Source organism: Nocardioides furvisabuli (assembly GCF_021083185.1).
In the GTDB taxonomy this organism is placed as follows: Bacteria; Actinomycetota; Actinomycetes; order Propionibacteriales; family Nocardioidaceae; genus Nocardioides; species Nocardioides furvisabuli.
On record NZ_JAIGQB010000007.1, the window covers coordinates 33897 to 48324 of the forward strand.

Below are 14428 nucleotides of genomic sequence, written 5' to 3' on the forward strand. Positions count from 1 at the left end.
GGCGCTCAGGTGCCGGGCAGCGCGCCCCTGACCGCGTCCGCCACCCGTGCGAGGGCTCCTCGCCCGTCCCCGCCCCCGGCCCAGACCGGGTCCTGGGGCATCGGGCCCATCGGGTCCGCCTCCTCGGGACCGGTCGTCGCGGGCACGAGGGAGCGGCGCAGCGCCTCGTCGATCCCGACCAGCGCGTGCCCCTCGGGCAGCAGCTCCAGGAAGTCGTCGTCGGCTGCGACCATGTCGTGCTGCAGGCTCTCCACCAGTGCTTCGACGGTCGGGCGCGGCACGTCGGTGAGGCTGCCCACCAGCGTCCCGACCAGTGCTGTCGGCACCAGGGGCACCGTCACCTGGGTGCGGTCCAGGCCGGCGTGCGCCGTGTAGCCCTCGAGGAGCGCGCCGTAGCGCATGCGGTCCGGTCCGCCGACGTCGAAGTGCCGGGAGGGACCGGAGTGGTCGAGTGCTCCGACGAGGGCCTCGAGGGCGTCCACGACCGCCACCGGTTGCACGAGCGAGTCCATCCAGCGGGGGACGGTGTGCAGGGGCAGCCGCTCGCTGACCTGCCGGATGATCTCGAACGACGTCGACCCGCTGCCGATGAGCACCGCGGCGCGCAGCACGACGACCGTGTCGGCGGCGCTCTGCAGGATCTGCTCGACCTCCCGGCGCGAGGTGATGTGCTCCGACAGCTGGTCGTCCGGGACATCGGGGACGATGCCGGAGAGGTAGACGACGCGCTCCACTGATGCGGCGCGCGCGGCAGCGGCGACGTTGCGGGCCGCCTCGCGGTCGGTCTCGGCGAAGTCGTCCCCACCCATCCCGTGGATCAGGTAGTAGATCGCGTCGACGTCCTGGCAGGCGGTCGCCACCTGCTCGGGGTCGAGCACGTCCATCACCACGGTCTCGACACGCCCTCCCCACCACGGCGCTTCTCTCGCCGGGTCGCTGGTGGTCGTGCGGACCGTGTGGCCCCGGTCGAGGAGCAGGGGGACCAGGCGGCCACCGACATAGCCGGTGGCTCCCGTGACGAGGATCCTCACAGGGACGAGAGCCAGTCGTCGATCGGTACGTCGCCCTTGCCGAAGACGAGCGTCTTGCGCGTGGCGCGGTCGTCGGCCACCACGGCGGCTGCGACCTGTGCCACCAGCTCACGCGGCGACTCGTCGCCGTCGCGGGAGGTCGCGGCCGGGTTGACGCGCGCGTCGGCCGGGTCGTCGGTGAGCGCGCCGGGGCCGAGGACGGTCCAGCCGAGCTCGGTGCCGCGCAGGTGCTCGTCGGCGGCGATCTTGGCGTCCTGGTAGCGACGGAACGGGTCGTCCTCGGGCACGAGGTGCTCGGTGGAGGCGCCGGAGAACGACACCATCACGTAGCGCTTCACGCCCGCCGCGACCGCGGCGTCCATCGAGCGGATCGCGGCGTCGCGGTCGACAGCGTCGGTGCGCTCGGGACTGCTGCCGCCTGCGCCGGCCGACCACACAACGCCGTCCTGGCCGGAGAGGAGCTCGGTCAGGGCAGCGGTGTCGGCGTCCTCGAGCGAGGACACCACCGCGGTCGCGCCGGTGGCCTCGACGTCGGAGACGTGGTCGGGGTTGCGGACGACGGAGCTGACCTCGTGGCCGGCCTCGACGAGGAGAGGAGCGAGCAGGAGGGCCACCTTGCCGTGGCCGCCGAAGATCGTGATGCGCATGGTGGCGACGCTACCGCGGACGCGGTGAGCCGGTGCAGACCTCCGCCCACGGCCTCGCCGTCGCCGACCACGTCGACCACGGGAGGACCGAGGCGCAGGCCGAGCATTTCATGGCTCTCGCGGGCCACCCCTAGACTGGCGCGTCGGCGCCGACCGCTCATCAGTCCGGCGCCCACTCATCTTTGACAACTCGACGGAGGCGGAACACAGCATGGCAAGCACCAACGACCTCAAGAACGGCATGGTCCTCAAGATCGAGGGTCAGCTCTGGGCCGTCGTCGAGTTCCAGCACGTCAAGCCCGGCAAGGGCCCGGCCTTCGTGCGCACCAAGCTCCGCAACGTGGAGTCGGGCAAGAACGTCGACAAGACCTTCAATGCCGGCACCAAGGTCGAGACGGCCAACGTCGACAAGCGGACCATGCAGTACCTCTACAACGACGGCTCGTCCTACGTCTTCATGGACACCAGCACCTACGAGCAGCTCGAGGTCGCGCCCGAGATCGTGGGCGACGCCAAGAACTTCATGCTGGAGAACCAGGAGGCGATCGTCGCCACCAACGAGGGCCGCGTGCTCTTCATCGAGCTGCCGGCCTCGGTCGAGCTGCTCATCGCCGAGACCGAGCCGGGCCTGCAGGGCGACCGCTCCACCGGTGGCACCAAGCCCGCCACGCTCGAGACCGGCCACCAGATCGCCGTGCCGCTCTTCATCACCTCCGGCGAGAAGGTCAAGGTCGACACCCGCGACTCGTCCTACCTCGGCCGCGTCAAGGGCTGAGCGCACCACGTGGCTGCCCGTTCGAAGGCGCGCAAGCGCGCGCTCGACATCCTGTTCGCCTCCGAGCTCCGCTCCGAGGACCCCGTCGTCGCGCTCGAGCGCGCCATCGAGGCCGGTGAGGGCCCGACCAACCCCTACACCGGCACGCTGGTGCGCGGCGTGGTGGAGCACCTCGAGCGCATCGACGAGGTGCTGAGCACCTACAGCAAGGGCTGGACCCTCGCGCGGATGCCCGCGGTCGACCGCAACGTGCTCCGCATCGGCGTCTACGAGCTGCTGTGGGGCGACGCCGACGTCCCCGACACCGTCGCGGTGAGCGAGGCGCTGCACCTCGTGCAGGACCTCTCCACCGACGACTCGCCGGCCTTCGTCAACGGTCTGCTCGGCTCCATCCAGCGCGACCGCTCCACCCTGGTCTGAGAACCGGTCTGACGGCTGGTCCGATCCGTCTCACCCCGCGGGGGGCACCGCGCTCGCCGCTGCGGCGCCGACCCCCTAGGTTGACTCCATGAACGATGCCAAGGCAGCCGGCCGGTCCGCAGAGAACAGCGAATGGCTGGACCACGTGGCCCGCGCCGGGCTGGTCGCCTACGGGACCGTGCACCTGTTGATCGGGTGGCTCGCGATCCAGCTCGCGTTCGGAGAGGCATCGTCGGCCGACGCCTCCAGCACCGGAGCACTGCGGACCCTCGCCCAGCAACCCCTTGGTGAGGTGCTGATCTGGGTGATCGCGATCGGCATGTGCCTGATGGTCCTGTGGCGGCTGATCGAGGCCGCGTTCGGCCACCAGGACGAGACCGACGAGAAGAAGCGCTGGCGCAAGCGGGCGACGTCGTTGGGCAAGGCCATCCTCTACGGCACCGTCGCGGTGACCGGGATCCAGATCGCCACGAGCTCGGGCGGAGGCTCGGGTGGTGGCACCGACTCCATGACGGCCAAGCTGATGAACCTGCCCGGGGGTCAGCTCATCGTCGGCCTCGTCGCCCTGGGCATCCTGGCGTACGGCGCTCGACTCATCCACAAGGGATGGACCGAGGGCTTCAAGGAGCACCTCGACGCCAAGGGGAAGTCCGGGGACGACGGCTCGGCCTACATCATGCTCGGCAAGGTCGGCTACATCGCGAAGGGCGTCGCCATCATGCTGATCGGCGGCCTGTTCATGTATGCCGCGATCACCCACGAGGCCAAGAAGTCCGGCGGACTCGACCAGGCGCTGCAGACCGTCCTGGGCTACCCGTTCGGGCAGGCGATGGTCGTCGCCATCGGGTTGGGGCTCGCGGCCTACGGCCTGTTCTGCTTCGCGCGTGCCAGGCACCTGTCGCGCTGACGGCGGACCCTGCTCTCAGCGTCGCGGCGCCGAGGCGACCGCGAGCGCGGTGGTGACCATGTGGTCGCGCACCTGCTCGGCGGTGACGCGGCTGATGCGAGGTACGCCGGGAGCGTCCTCGGAGACGAGCATGGCCACGCGGCCGAGCTGGAGCGTCCCGAGCCCGCTGGCGTAGAGCATGTTGGCCAGCAGCCGGGGGTCGTCGACGCTGAAAGCGCCGCTGGCGGCCCCGGCCTCGATGGTGCGGGTCAGCACCGACAGGCAGCCGTTGATCGCCTGCCCGAGGCGGAACATCGCGCTCTCGCTGACCTCCTCGAGGAGGTCACCGCCGGAGCGCCGCATGATCGCCTGGGCGCAGTCGACGAAGGCGGGGTGGGCCAGGCCGTAGTCGACGAACGCCTCGACGAGCGCCTCGAGCTGGGCGCGCGGCTCGTCCGTCGAGGCGGCCCCTTGCTCGAGCGCCACCCGCAGCTCATCGAGGTACTCCACCAGCGTGAGGCTGAAGAGCTCCTCCTTGCCGGTGAAGTGGCGGTAGATGATGGCCCGGTTGATCCCGACGGCCTTGGCGATGTCCTCGATCTGGGCGTCGCGGACGCCGCGCTCGTCGAAGAGGCCGCGGGTCGCGGAGATGATCTCAGCCTCGCGCACCCGGCGCCGCGCCGCAGCGGTGCCGCTGCGTCCGGTGGTCGTCGGGGCGGACGGCTCGGAGGTCATGGGGGCCAGTCTAGGGAGCGTGGGGATCGGCCGGGCGCGCGTCAGGTGGCGATGTGGGCGCGGACCTGCTCGATCGTGTCCGCCTCGGCTGCTGCCTTGTCGTCGCGGTAGCGGATGACCCGGGCGAAGCGGAGCGCGACGCCGCCGGGGTAGCGCGTCGAGCGCTGAAGGCCGTCGAAGGCGATCTCGACGACCTGTTCGGGGCGCACGTGCACGACGTAGGAGCTGCGGTCGACCGGTGAGGTGGCCAGCTCGGTGAAGCGCTCGGTCTGCCAGGCGAGCATCTCGTCGGTCATGCCCTTGAAGGTCTTGCCCAGCATCACGAAGCCGGACGGCGAGGAGTCGTCGCGGGCGCCGAGGTGGATGTTGGAGAGCCAGCCCTCGCGCCGTCCCGAGCCCCACTCGACCGCCAGCACGACGAGGTCGAGGGTGTGGACCGGCTTGACCTTCACCCACGCCGAGCCACGACGGCCGGCGGCGTACGGCGCTGACAGGTCCTTGAGCACGACGCCCTCATGGCCCGCTGCGACCGTCTCGGTGGCGAAGGCGTCGGCCTCGTCGGGGTCGGAGGTGACGAGGCGGCGCACGCGGTGCTGCTCGGGGACGAGCGCGTCGAGGGCGGCGAGCCGCTCGTGGCCGGGGGAGTCGAGCAGGTCGCGGCCGTCGACGTGGAGCAGGTCGAAGAAGTGGGGGGTGACGGCGACGCCCGTGTCCTGGGCGGTGCGGCTCGCGGTGTCCTGGAAGGCCATCGGCCGCCCGTCCTCGGACAGCGCGAGCGCCTCGCCGTCGAGGACGAAGCGATCGGCCGGCAGCAACCGGGCGACCTCCACGACCTCGGGCAGTCGCCCGGTGATGTCGTCGAGGCTGCGGGTCACCACGACCACGTCGTCGCCGTCGCGGTGCACCTGGATGCGGATGCCGTCGAGCTTGGCGTCGATCGCGACCTCGGTCGTGCCGTCGGGGGAGAGGCCCGCCATCGCGGCGGCGACGTCGGGGGCGCTGGAGGCGAGCATCGGCATGATCGGGCGGCCCACCTCCAGGCCGATCTCGGCCAGCGCCTCCTCGCCTGCGAACGCCGCCCCGGCGGCTGCGACCGTGCTGCCGGCGAGCATCGCGGCACGGCGTACGGCTGCGAGGGGGACGCCGGCGACCTGTGCGACCGCCTCCTGGGTGACCGCGTCGAGCGCGCCCTGGCGGACGTTGCCGGTGACGACGGCGCGCAGCCACGCCTGCTCGGCCGCGGTAGCGCGCCCGAAGAGCGCAGTCACCGCCTCGCGTCGGGCCAGCTGGGAGCCGGGCCCGGCGATGGCCGACATCGCGTCGAAGGCCTCGTGCACCTCGAGCACGGACAGCGTCGGCTCGTCGGCCGGCGGCGGGAGGTCGGTCAGGCCGCGGTGGCCCAGACCGGTGCGCCGCTGGCGCAGCGCGCCTCCGAGGTAGGACACGACCACCTCGAGCTCGGCGGGCTCGACGCGCGCGAGCGTCTCGGCGAGGGCCGCGACCTTGGCCTTGCGGGACCGGGTGGCAGCCACCGACGTGGACGTGGCGACGAGCTCGGCGAGCAGCATGGACCCATCCTGCCGCCCGGCACCGACAGTCCGGTGCCTCCCCACGGGCAGTGCAGGATGGGCGGGTGACCGACCCCGAGCTCTACGTCCCGCGCTTCAACGTGATGGACGCAGGCGACGTACGCCCCTTCGTCGCGGCGGTCGCGACCGCGCAGCTCGTCACCGTCGGCGCCGACGGCCTGCCGGACGCGACCTTCCTCCCGGTGCTGTGGGAGGGCGACCGGCTCGTCGGCCACCTGGCCCGCGCGAACACCCACTGGCGGCGCATCGTCGACGGCTCGCCGGCGCTCGCGGTCGTGACGGGGTCGGACACCTACGTCTCGCCGAGCTGGTATGCCACGAAGGCCGAGCACGGCAAGGTCGTCCCGACGTGGAACTACTCCGTGGTCCACCTGCGCGGCAGCGTCGTCGTGCACGACGACCCCGCGTGGGTGCGCGACCTGGTGACCCGGCTGACCGGCCACCACGAGCAGCCGCGCGACGAGCCGTGGGCGGTCAGCGATGCCCCGGACGACTACGTCACCAAGAACCTGCGTCCCATCGTCGGCGTCGAGCTCGTCGTCTCGTCGGTGGAGGCGAAGGCCAAGCTCAGCCAGAACCGCTCCGACGAGGACCGCGTCGGCGTCGCCCGTGGACTGGCAGCCGATGGGCGGGACCCGTCCGGGCTGGTCGAGCAGTGAGGCCCGGCCGGATCCGCGAACGCTTCACCGGCCGCATCGCCGGGGTGGGCAGCACCAGCGGCGTCCGCGTCGTCGTCGGCCGCTGGGACGACTCGCCCTGGGGCGCCTTCGCCGACGTGATGGTCGAGGACGCCTCGGGGCATCGGGTGCTGCTGGCCCCGGACGAGCGCGTGCGCGACTTCGTGACCGCGACCTACTCCTTCGACGAGCACGTCATCGAGCCGGTCTCTGTGAAGGACACTGCCGACGGCTGGCAGGTGTCGACGCCCTCGCTCTCGCTGCGTCTGGAGGTCGGCGGCCGTACGCCGCTGGGCGCGGCACTCGATCTCGTGCCCTCGCGAGTGGCGACTTCCCCTGCGTGGTGCACGGTGATCGACCCGGTGGCGCGCGTCGTGATGCGCGGGGTGCGGACGCGGGGGACCGCCGGCAGCGGCCGGCGGGAGTGGTACGGCGCGACGTCGGTGCGGGCCGTCACGCGGATCGCAGGGGAGTGGCGGGGTGCTGGTCTCGGGTCGCTCGCTCCGGTGGACCCGCCGTGCCGGTTCGGGTTCTCGTCGACGCCTGCCCGGCCGTCGGTGACCGACGTGGTGACGACGATCGATCGGGCGGGGTAGTCAGCCCGCCGCGTCGCGCGGGTGTGCAGCCACGGGCATGCGATCAGCGACCGTCGGCCCCCGCCCGGCTTCGGCCGACCTCGAGGTGCCGTGCCATGACCTCGCCGAGCGAGACGGTGTCCACTGCGACGGTCACGATGGTCGCTCCCTCAGCGGCGTATCCCGCGGCTTCCTCGCCGTCGTAGGCGTGGACACCGACCGGCACCCCGGATGCAGTGGCCCGGGCGATGATCGAGGACAGGACGCTGCGCAGCTCCGCCCTGCGGTCCGCACCGTGGAGCCCCAGCGACAGCGACAGGTCGCCGGGACCGACGTACACGCCGTCCAGCCCCTCGACGGCCAGCACCGCGTCCAGGTCCTCGAGGGCCGTGGCCGTCTCGACCATGGCGATCACCAGCGGCTGGGCGGCCCCGCCGGTCAGGCGGCCGATGGATCGCACGCCAGCAGGGGCGTAGCGCGTCGCAGCGACCACCTCGCGTGCGTGCTCGGCGTCGCGGACGTTCGGCACGATGACGCCGCAGGCACCCAGGTCGAGCGGTCGGCCGACGTCGGCGAACAACGGACTCCGGGTCCGGACCAGGGGTACTGCGCCCGCTGCCGCGATGGCTGCGGTGATCCCCGGGAGCTCCGCCTCCGACACGGCGCCGTGCTGCAGGTCCACCACGACGAAGTCGGACCCGGTCCGCGCCAGCACGTCGGCGGTCACGACACCGGGCAGCAGGCTCCACAACCCGTGGCAGGCGCTCCCGCTGGACCACCGGTTCCGTACGTCGGCCTCGTTCATCGCCATGCGACCTCCGTCCTCTCGTGGTGCCGTGCCGCGGACGATACAGTCGCGACACCGCGCTGGAGGGAATGGGATGCTGCACCGAGAGATGCCGCTCGAACGGCGACGGGCGGGTGTGCTCCTGCACGTGACATCCCTGCCCGGTCCCGGCTCGTCCGGTGACCTGGGCGACGAGGCCTACCGGTTCGTCGACTTCCTCGCTGCCGCTGGCTGCTCGGTCTGGCAGCTCCTGCCGCTGGCGCCGACGCATCCGGCGGAGAGGTCGCCGTACGACGCCCTGTCGGCGATGGCGGGCAACACCGACCTGATCAGCAGCGAGCACCGGGTCGCCCACGGCCTCGACGATCCCGCGACGCTGACGGCGCAGCAGCAAGCCGCCTTCTCGTCGTGGTGTGCCGCTCAGGCCGACTGGCTCGAGCCCTACGTCGAGTACGCCGCCCTCCGCGAGCGGCACGACCTCGCGCCCTGGCCGTCCTGGCCGCCTGCACTGCGGAACCGCGATCCGCGGGCCGTCGCCGATGCGCTGGCACCACTGGCCGACCGGGTGCAGCTGCTGCGCTTCGAGCAGTGGGTCTTCGCGGTGCAGTGGGACCGGCTGCGGGACTACGCCGCGTCGAGGGGCGTGCTGATGTTCGGCGACCTGCCGATCTTCGTGTCCCTCGACAGCGCAGACGTGTGGGCGTCGCGCGACCTCTTCCACCTGGACGAGGAAAGCCGACCGATCACCGTCTCGGGATGCCCGCCCGACTACTTCGCGGCCGACGGGCAGCGTTGGGACAACCCCCACTACGACTGGGCTGCGATGGCCGAGGACGGGTTCGGCTGGTGGCGACGTCGGATCACGCGCCAGCGCGAGCTCTTCGACCTGGTCCGCATCGATCACTTCCGGGGGCTCGACGCGGCGTGGCACGTGCCTGCCGACGCGCCCACGGCCCGTGAGGGCGAGTGGGTCCCCGGACCAGGGGCGGACCTCCTGTCCGTCCTCGTGGATGCTGCTGGTCCCGGGACTCTGGTGGCCGAGGATCTGGGCGTCATCACCGAGGAGGTCGACGAGCTGCGCCTCCAGTTCGGCCTGCCGGGCATGAAGGTGCTGCAGTTCGCCTTCGACGGCGACCGCGGCAACCTCCACCTGCCCAGCCGGCACGAGGAGCAGAGCGTCGTCTACACCGGCACCCATGACAACGACACGACGCTCGGGTGGTGGGACCAGCTCGACGAGACGGACCGCGAGCAGGTGCGCTCGAGTCTCGTCGACCCGGAGGAGCCCATGCCATGGGCGCTGATCCGGCTGGCGATGCAGTCGCGTGCCCGCCTCAGCGTCGTACCTGCCCAGGACATCCTCGGGCTCGGCAACGAGGCGCGGATGAACACGCCCGGCACCGCCGGCGACAACTGGGCCTGGCAGGCGCGTGCCGGGGCCTTCGACGACGGTCTCGCCCGCCGGGTCCGCGAGGTCGTGACCGCGACGGGACGGCTCTCTTGACCGCGAGTGCCCACGAGGCCGTCGAGCGGCTCCTGGAGCGGGTCAGTGTGGTCGAGCCGCAGATCAACTCGATCTGCACCCTCCACCCTGACGCTCTGGAGCAGGCAGAACGGCTCGACCGCGAGGCCGCTGCAGGAGGCGTTCGGGGCGCGCTCCACGGACGTGCCGTGCTGGTCAAGGACAACATCGACACCCATGACCTGCCGACCACGGCCGGCTCGCTCGCGCTTGCCCATGCGCCACCACCCAGCCGGGACGCGCCGCTCGTGCGGCGGCTTCGTGACGCGGGCATGGTGATCCTCGGCAAGACCAATCTCTCCGAGTGGGCCAACATCCGCGACGAGTCGTCGACATCGGGCTGGAGCGCCTACGGCGGGCTGACCCGGAACCCGTACGGGCTCAACCGGTCCGCGGGAGGTTCCAGTGCTGGCAGCGGTGCTGCGGTGGCGGCTGGTCTTGCGCCCTTCGCGGTGGGCACCGAGACGGACGGCTCGATCGCCTGTCCGGCGGCCTTCAACGGGTGCGTCGGCATCAAGCCCACGGTCGGCACCGTTGCGACCAGCGGCGTCGTGCCGATCTCGACCTCCCAGGACTCCCCCGGCCCGATGGCCATGACGGTCCGTGACGCAGCCTCGCTGCTGACGGTGCTCGCCGCGAACGACCACGACTACGCCGCGCACGCCGTGCGCGGCCGGTTGGCGGGCAAACGGATCGGGGTGCCGCGCACGACGTACTGGGGCTACTCCCCGCACGCGGACGCCGCAGCCGAGCGGGCGCTGACGCTGCTCGCCGCCGAGGGCGCCACGATCGTCGACGACACTGACCTGCCGGCGTTCGGGGACGAGGTGGGCGACGACGAGCTGCTCGTGTTGCTGGCCGAGTTCCGTTCGGGGGTCGAGGACTATCTCGCCACCCGCACCGGCGACGTCCCCCGCACGCTGCAGGACATCGTCGACTTCAACCGCGCGCACGCGGAGACCGAGCTCGCGCACTTCGGTCAGTCCCTCTTCGAGAAGGCCCTGGCCGGCCCGCGGGCCGGGAGCCCCGAGCACCTCGACGCGCGCTCGAGGGGCGTCGACGCGACCCGTGGCGGCGGCATCGACCAGGTGCTCCACCAGCACGGGCTGGACGCACTGGTCACGCCGTCCTACCCGCCTGCGCATCCGATCGATCTCGTCAACGCCGAGACCCTCGCCGGCGCCTGCAGCAGCCCCGCCGCGATCGCCGGTTACCCCCTGGTGACGGTTCCGAGCGAGCTCGCCGCCGGCCTGCCGGTGGCCGTGTCGTTCTGGGGCACCGCGCGCAGCGAGGGGTCGTTGATCGAGATCGCGCACGGGTACGAGGTGGCGCGGGACCGGTCGAGCGGGCCGCTGGCTGCGCCGACCTCTCCGTCGTTCGTCTGACGCGGGCCGCACGAGACGGTCATTCACCAGCGCGCGAGGCGGTCGCCCCGCGCGTGCGACGTAGCCCACGTCTGGTCACGACATGCGCCGCGCGCGAAGGGGTACCAAGAGGCACCACCGGGCTCAGGACATGGGCCGGCACGTTCGAGAAGCACCGGAGACACGCATGTCGACCATCCACACGCCCCCGCTGAACACGATCGCCCGCTCGGGCGCGGTGGACCGGTGACCCCGGTGTACGTCCGCTCGATCGGCCACGTCTTGGGAATGCTCGGTGCCGCCGTGCTCCACGCGGCGACGTCGGTGCTCCCGGTCGGCCGCAGCGGCATCTGATGTTCGTCTTCTTCAGCAACCGACTCGGCTGTGCCGGCTCGCTGCTCGTCTCACTGGCCCTCACGGCGCTCGTGCTGCTCATCTTCGTCCTCTGACGGCTGCGCGCCCTCAGGTCGCAGGTGAAGAGGTAGCTCCTCGAACCCGGGATCGAATTACATGATTGATCTTCACTCGTCGGCGTGGCGCCCTTGACTTCTGGCCCATACGATCACTCGGTGCAACAACTGCCTCACGTGTCACAGCCGTCACAGAGCGCCCCCGCAGGACCGGCCGCGCTCGCCGCCGTCGTACGCCGTGCCGGTCGGACGGCGAGCCTGCTGACGGCGCTGGTGGCGCTCGTCGTGGTGGCCCTCCCGACGACCACCGCCAAGATCAACCTGGTCACGTCGACGTACCTCTGCTCGGGCTACGCCGGGTGCCAGGCGGCGGGCTACGGCCACGCGGGCTACCGCCAGGCGTCGTCGACGATGTTCTGGCGGATGTACGCCGGTCACAACTGCACCAACTACGTCGCCTACCGCCTGATCCAGTCCGGCATGCCGAACGTCCGGCCGTGGTCCGGCAGCGGCAACGCCGAGAACTGGGGCGTCGCGATGGCGCCCATCACCGACCAGACCCCGACGGTCGGGTCCGTCGCCTGGTACAAGCCGCACGTGACGCCGGCAGGCGGCAGCGGACACGTCGCCTACGTCGAGCAGGTCATCTCCGACACCGAGATCATCGTCTCGGAGGACTACTGGGGCGGTGACTTCTACTGGCGCCGCATCACCAAGACCGGCGGCGGCTGGCCCTCGGGCTTCATCCACTTCAACGACCGCGTGGTCGCACCCACGACGGCTCCTGCCATCGTCGGGTCCCCGGCGGTCGGTGCACCCCTGGAGGTGGCGACCGGCGCGTGGACGCCCACGCCCAGCAGCGTCGCCATCAGGTGGCTCGCCGACGGTGCCGCCATCCCGGGCGCCACCACCCCGTCCTACGTGCCGACGCCGGACGTGAAGGGCAAGACCCTCACCGCAGAGGTGACCGCCGAGCTCAGCGGCTACACCGCCGGTCGGGCGAGCCTCGCGACCGCCCCCGTCGCGCCGGGTGTCTTCCAGCCCACTGCGCAGCCGACGATCCAGGGTGTGCCCGAGGTCGGCCAGACGCTGACCCTCACGCCCCCGGCGTGGGCGCCGCAGCCCAAGAGGGTCGAGACGCAGTGGTACGCCGACGGCGTGGCCCTCGACGGTGCGACAGGAGCCTCGCTGGTCCTCACGCGTGACCACATCGACAGGCGGATCAGCGCGCGCGCCATCGCCAGCGCCAGTGGCTACAAGAAGTCGAGGGTGACTGCGGTCGAGACCGGCCCGGTCCTCGCCAAGCCGGTCGTGATCACCCGCCCGTCCCGTGTGAAGGGCACGCCGACGGTGGGCAACAAGCTCATGGTCCGTGCGGGGAGCGTGAAGCCCACCGACGCCACGGCCACCTACAGATGGCTCCGGGACGGCAAGCGCATCGCGAGGACGACGCGCCCCACCTACACGGTCCGCAAGGCCGACGTCGGCCGCACCCTGTCGGTCGAGATCACGCTGTCGCGTCGCCACTTCCGCAGCACCACCGAGACCCTTGCTGTACCGATGGTCATGACGACGCCCACCCTGAAGGTGCGCACCGACGCCTCGCGCAAGCGGGTCGCCGTGGACGTCCGCGTGCGAGCCGTGGGCGCGCCGCGACCGGACGGCACGATGACCGTCAGCGTGGGCAAGCGCACGGTGGAGGTACAGGTCGTCGCAGGGAAGGGGCGTGCCGTGCTGCGCGGGCTCCGCCCGGGCACGAAGCCGGTGGTCGTGCGCTATGCCGGCACCGACGTCGTACGAGCCGCCGTCGAGCGCTCGACCGTGACGGTGCCGGCGCGTCGCTGACCCTCGTCGACCCGGACGCGCGCCGGGCCCGTGTCTAGGCTGGACCCATGCGATACCGACTGCTGGGCAAGAGTGGCTGCGCCGTCTCCGAGCTGTGCCTCGGCACGATGACGTTCGGCGCCGAGACCGACGAGGCGGGCTCCCACGAGCAGCTCGACCTGTTCGTCGAGGCCGGCGGCACGCTCGTCGACACCGCGGACGTCTACTCCGCCGGGACCTCCGAGGAGATCATCGGCCGCTGGCTCGCCGACCGGCCCGCCGACGTCACCGAGTCCGTCGTGCTCGCCACCAAGGGCAGGTTCGCCACCGATGCCCGTCCCAACGGCAACGGGCTGTCCGCGCGGCACCTGACCCGCGCCCTCGACGCGTCGCTGGGCCGGTTGGGGGTGGACACCGTCGACCTCTACCAGGTCCACGCCTTCGACCCGCACACGCCGATGGAGGAGACGCTCCGCACGCTCGACGGCTTCGTCCAGGCCGGCAAGATCCGCTACTACGGCCTGTCCAACTTCACCGGGTGGCAGCTGACCAAGGCCGTGCTGACCGCTCGCGCGCTCGGCCTGCGCGAGCCGGTGACGCTGCAGCCGCAGTACAGCCTGATCGTGCGCGAGATCGAGTGGGAGGTCGTGCCGGCCGCGCTCGACGCCGGCATGGGCCTGCTGCCCTGGAGCCCGCTCGGCGGCGGCTGGCTGTCGGGGAAGTACACCCGCGACCAGCGCCCCACCGGCGAGACCCGGCTCGGGGAGGACCCCGGCCGCGGGATGGAGGCGTACGACCGTCGCGGCAGCGAGCGCACCTGGCGGATCATCGACGCGGTCGGGCGCGTCGCCACCGACCGTGGGATCTCGATGGCCGAGGTCGCGCTCGCGTGGGTCACCAACCGCCCGGCCGTGGTGTCCACGATCCTCGGTGCGCGCACGACCGAGCAGCTCGCCGCGAACCTGGAGGCCGCGGGTCTCGAGCTGACGACCGAGGAGCAGGCGAGCCTCGACGAGGCCAGCGACCTCGCCGCCACCGACTACCCCTACGGCGAGCTGGGCATCGAGCAGCGCAGCCGCGAGCTCGCCGGCGGCTGACGCACGATCGGCCCGTTCCCGATCGCGGCGGTGTGACTCCTCACCCCCTCGGGCCCTTGTGATGCCGGCGCGCGACCGTAGGTTCGGAC

The 14428-nt window shown here is 71.8% G+C and carries 14 protein-coding genes; 9 read left to right on the forward strand and 5 right to left on the reverse strand.

Translation table 11 applies throughout. From position 1 onward, the window contains the following. Positions 1-5: 5 nt before the first annotated feature. A complete protein-coding gene (locus K4G59_RS14115; protein WP_231251707.1) occupies positions 6-1031 on the reverse strand; it encodes an NAD(P)H-binding protein in 1026 nt (341 codons plus the stop codon). Next, complete coding sequence (locus K4G59_RS14120) at positions 1028-1678, reverse strand: NAD(P)H-binding protein (RefSeq protein ID WP_231251708.1); 651 nt, start codon at positions 1676-1678, stop codon at positions 1028-1030. The genes K4G59_RS14115 and K4G59_RS14120 overlap by 4 nt, the downstream gene beginning before the upstream one ends. A gap of 211 nt (positions 1679-1889) precedes the next feature. Here K4G59_RS14120 and efp point away from each other — a divergent pair, with 211 nt between their 5' ends. From efp to K4G59_RS14135, 3 genes are all read left to right on the forward strand, one after another. Beyond that, positions 1890-2453, forward strand: coding sequence for an elongation factor P (gene efp / locus K4G59_RS14125; RefSeq protein ID WP_207081710.1), 564 nt, complete (start codon positions 1890-1892; stop codon positions 2451-2453). Positions 2454-2462: 9 nt separating this feature from the next. After that, positions 2463-2873 (forward strand): transcription antitermination factor NusB, encoded by a 411-nt coding sequence (gene nusB / locus K4G59_RS14130; RefSeq protein WP_231251709.1) that lies wholly within the window; start codon positions 2463-2465, stop codon positions 2871-2873. 88 nt (positions 2874-2961) lie between these two features. Then, positions 2962-3780: a DUF1206 domain-containing protein gene (locus K4G59_RS14135; protein WP_231251710.1), complete on the forward strand. Its 819-nt coding sequence runs from the start codon at positions 2962-2964 to the stop codon at positions 3778-3780. A 15-nt stretch (positions 3781-3795) separates the two neighbouring features. Here K4G59_RS14135 and K4G59_RS14140 read toward each other — a convergent pair whose 3' ends face one another. Continuing rightward, positions 3796-4494, reverse strand: a complete 699-nt coding sequence (locus K4G59_RS14140; RefSeq protein WP_231251711.1) for a TetR/AcrR family transcriptional regulator — start codon at positions 4492-4494, stop codon at positions 3796-3798. 41 nt (positions 4495-4535) lie between these two features. Beyond that, positions 4536-6062, reverse strand: coding sequence for an ATP-dependent DNA ligase (locus K4G59_RS14145; protein WP_231251712.1), 1527 nt, complete (start codon positions 6060-6062; stop codon positions 4536-4538). 65 nt (positions 6063-6127) lie between these two features. Here K4G59_RS14145 and K4G59_RS14150 point away from each other — a divergent pair, with 65 nt between their 5' ends. Together K4G59_RS14150 and K4G59_RS14155 are read left to right on the forward strand one after the other, a co-directional pair. Then, a complete protein-coding gene (locus K4G59_RS14150; RefSeq protein ID WP_231251713.1) occupies positions 6128-6742 on the forward strand; it encodes an FMN-binding negative transcriptional regulator in 615 nt (204 codons plus the stop codon). Beyond that, positions 6739-7356, forward strand: coding sequence for a hypothetical protein (locus K4G59_RS14155; protein WP_231251714.1), 618 nt, complete (start codon positions 6739-6741; stop codon positions 7354-7356). The genes K4G59_RS14150 and K4G59_RS14155 overlap by 4 nt, the downstream gene beginning before the upstream one ends. 43 nt (positions 7357-7399) lie before the next feature. Here K4G59_RS14155 and K4G59_RS14160 read toward each other — a convergent pair whose 3' ends face one another. Then, entirely contained in the window at positions 7400-8146 is a 747-nt protein-coding gene (locus tag K4G59_RS14160; protein WP_231251715.1) for an HpcH/HpaI aldolase family protein, read from the reverse strand. 124 nt (positions 8147-8270) lie between these two features. Here K4G59_RS14160 and malQ point away from each other — a divergent pair, with 124 nt between their 5' ends. The 4 genes from malQ (at position 8271) to K4G59_RS14180 (ending at position 14339) form a co-directional block, all read left to right on the forward strand. After that, positions 8271-9626 (forward strand): 4-alpha-glucanotransferase, encoded by a 1356-nt coding sequence (gene malQ, locus K4G59_RS14165; protein WP_231251716.1) that lies wholly within the window; start codon positions 8271-8273, stop codon positions 9624-9626. Further along, positions 9623-11029: an amidase family protein gene (locus tag K4G59_RS14170; RefSeq protein ID WP_231251717.1), complete on the forward strand. Its 1407-nt coding sequence runs from the start codon at positions 9623-9625 to the stop codon at positions 11027-11029. The genes malQ and K4G59_RS14170 overlap by 4 nt, the downstream gene beginning before the upstream one ends. Positions 11030-11577: 548 nt before the next feature. After that, positions 11578-13263, forward strand: a complete 1686-nt coding sequence (locus K4G59_RS14175; RefSeq protein WP_231251718.1) for a CHAP domain-containing protein — start codon at positions 11578-11580, stop codon at positions 13261-13263. A 47-nt stretch (positions 13264-13310) separates the two neighbouring features. After that, entirely contained in the window at positions 13311-14339 is a 1029-nt protein-coding gene (locus K4G59_RS14180; protein WP_231251719.1) for an aldo/keto reductase, read from the forward strand. Positions 14340-14428: the final 89 nt, after the last annotated feature.

What these genes read in the sequence shown, in the direction of transcription:
- K4G59_RS14120 (WP_231251708.1), bottom strand. Translation starts at nt 1,678, where the DNA reads ATGCGCATCACGATCTTCGGCGGCCACGGCAAGGTGGCCCTCCTGCTC.
- efp (WP_207081710.1), top strand. Translation starts at nt 1,890, where the DNA reads ATGGCAAGCACCAACGACCTCAAGAACGGCATGGTCCTCAAGATCGAG.
- K4G59_RS14135 (WP_231251710.1), top strand. Translation starts at nt 2,962, where the DNA reads ATGAACGATGCCAAGGCAGCCGGCCGGTCCGCAGAGAACAGCGAATGG.
- K4G59_RS14140 (WP_231251711.1), bottom strand. Translation starts at nt 4,494, where the DNA reads ATGACCTCCGAGCCGTCCGCCCCGACGACCACCGGACGCAGCGGCACC.
- K4G59_RS14145 (WP_231251712.1), bottom strand. Translation starts at nt 6,062, where the DNA reads ATGCTGCTCGCCGAGCTCGTCGCCACGTCCACGTCGGTGGCTGCCACC.
- K4G59_RS14160 (WP_231251715.1), bottom strand. Translation starts at nt 8,146, where the DNA reads ATGGCGATGAACGAGGCCGACGTACGGAACCGGTGGTCCAGCGGGAGC.
- K4G59_RS14180 (WP_231251719.1), top strand. Translation starts at nt 13,311, where the DNA reads ATGCGATACCGACTGCTGGGCAAGAGTGGCTGCGCCGTCTCCGAGCTG.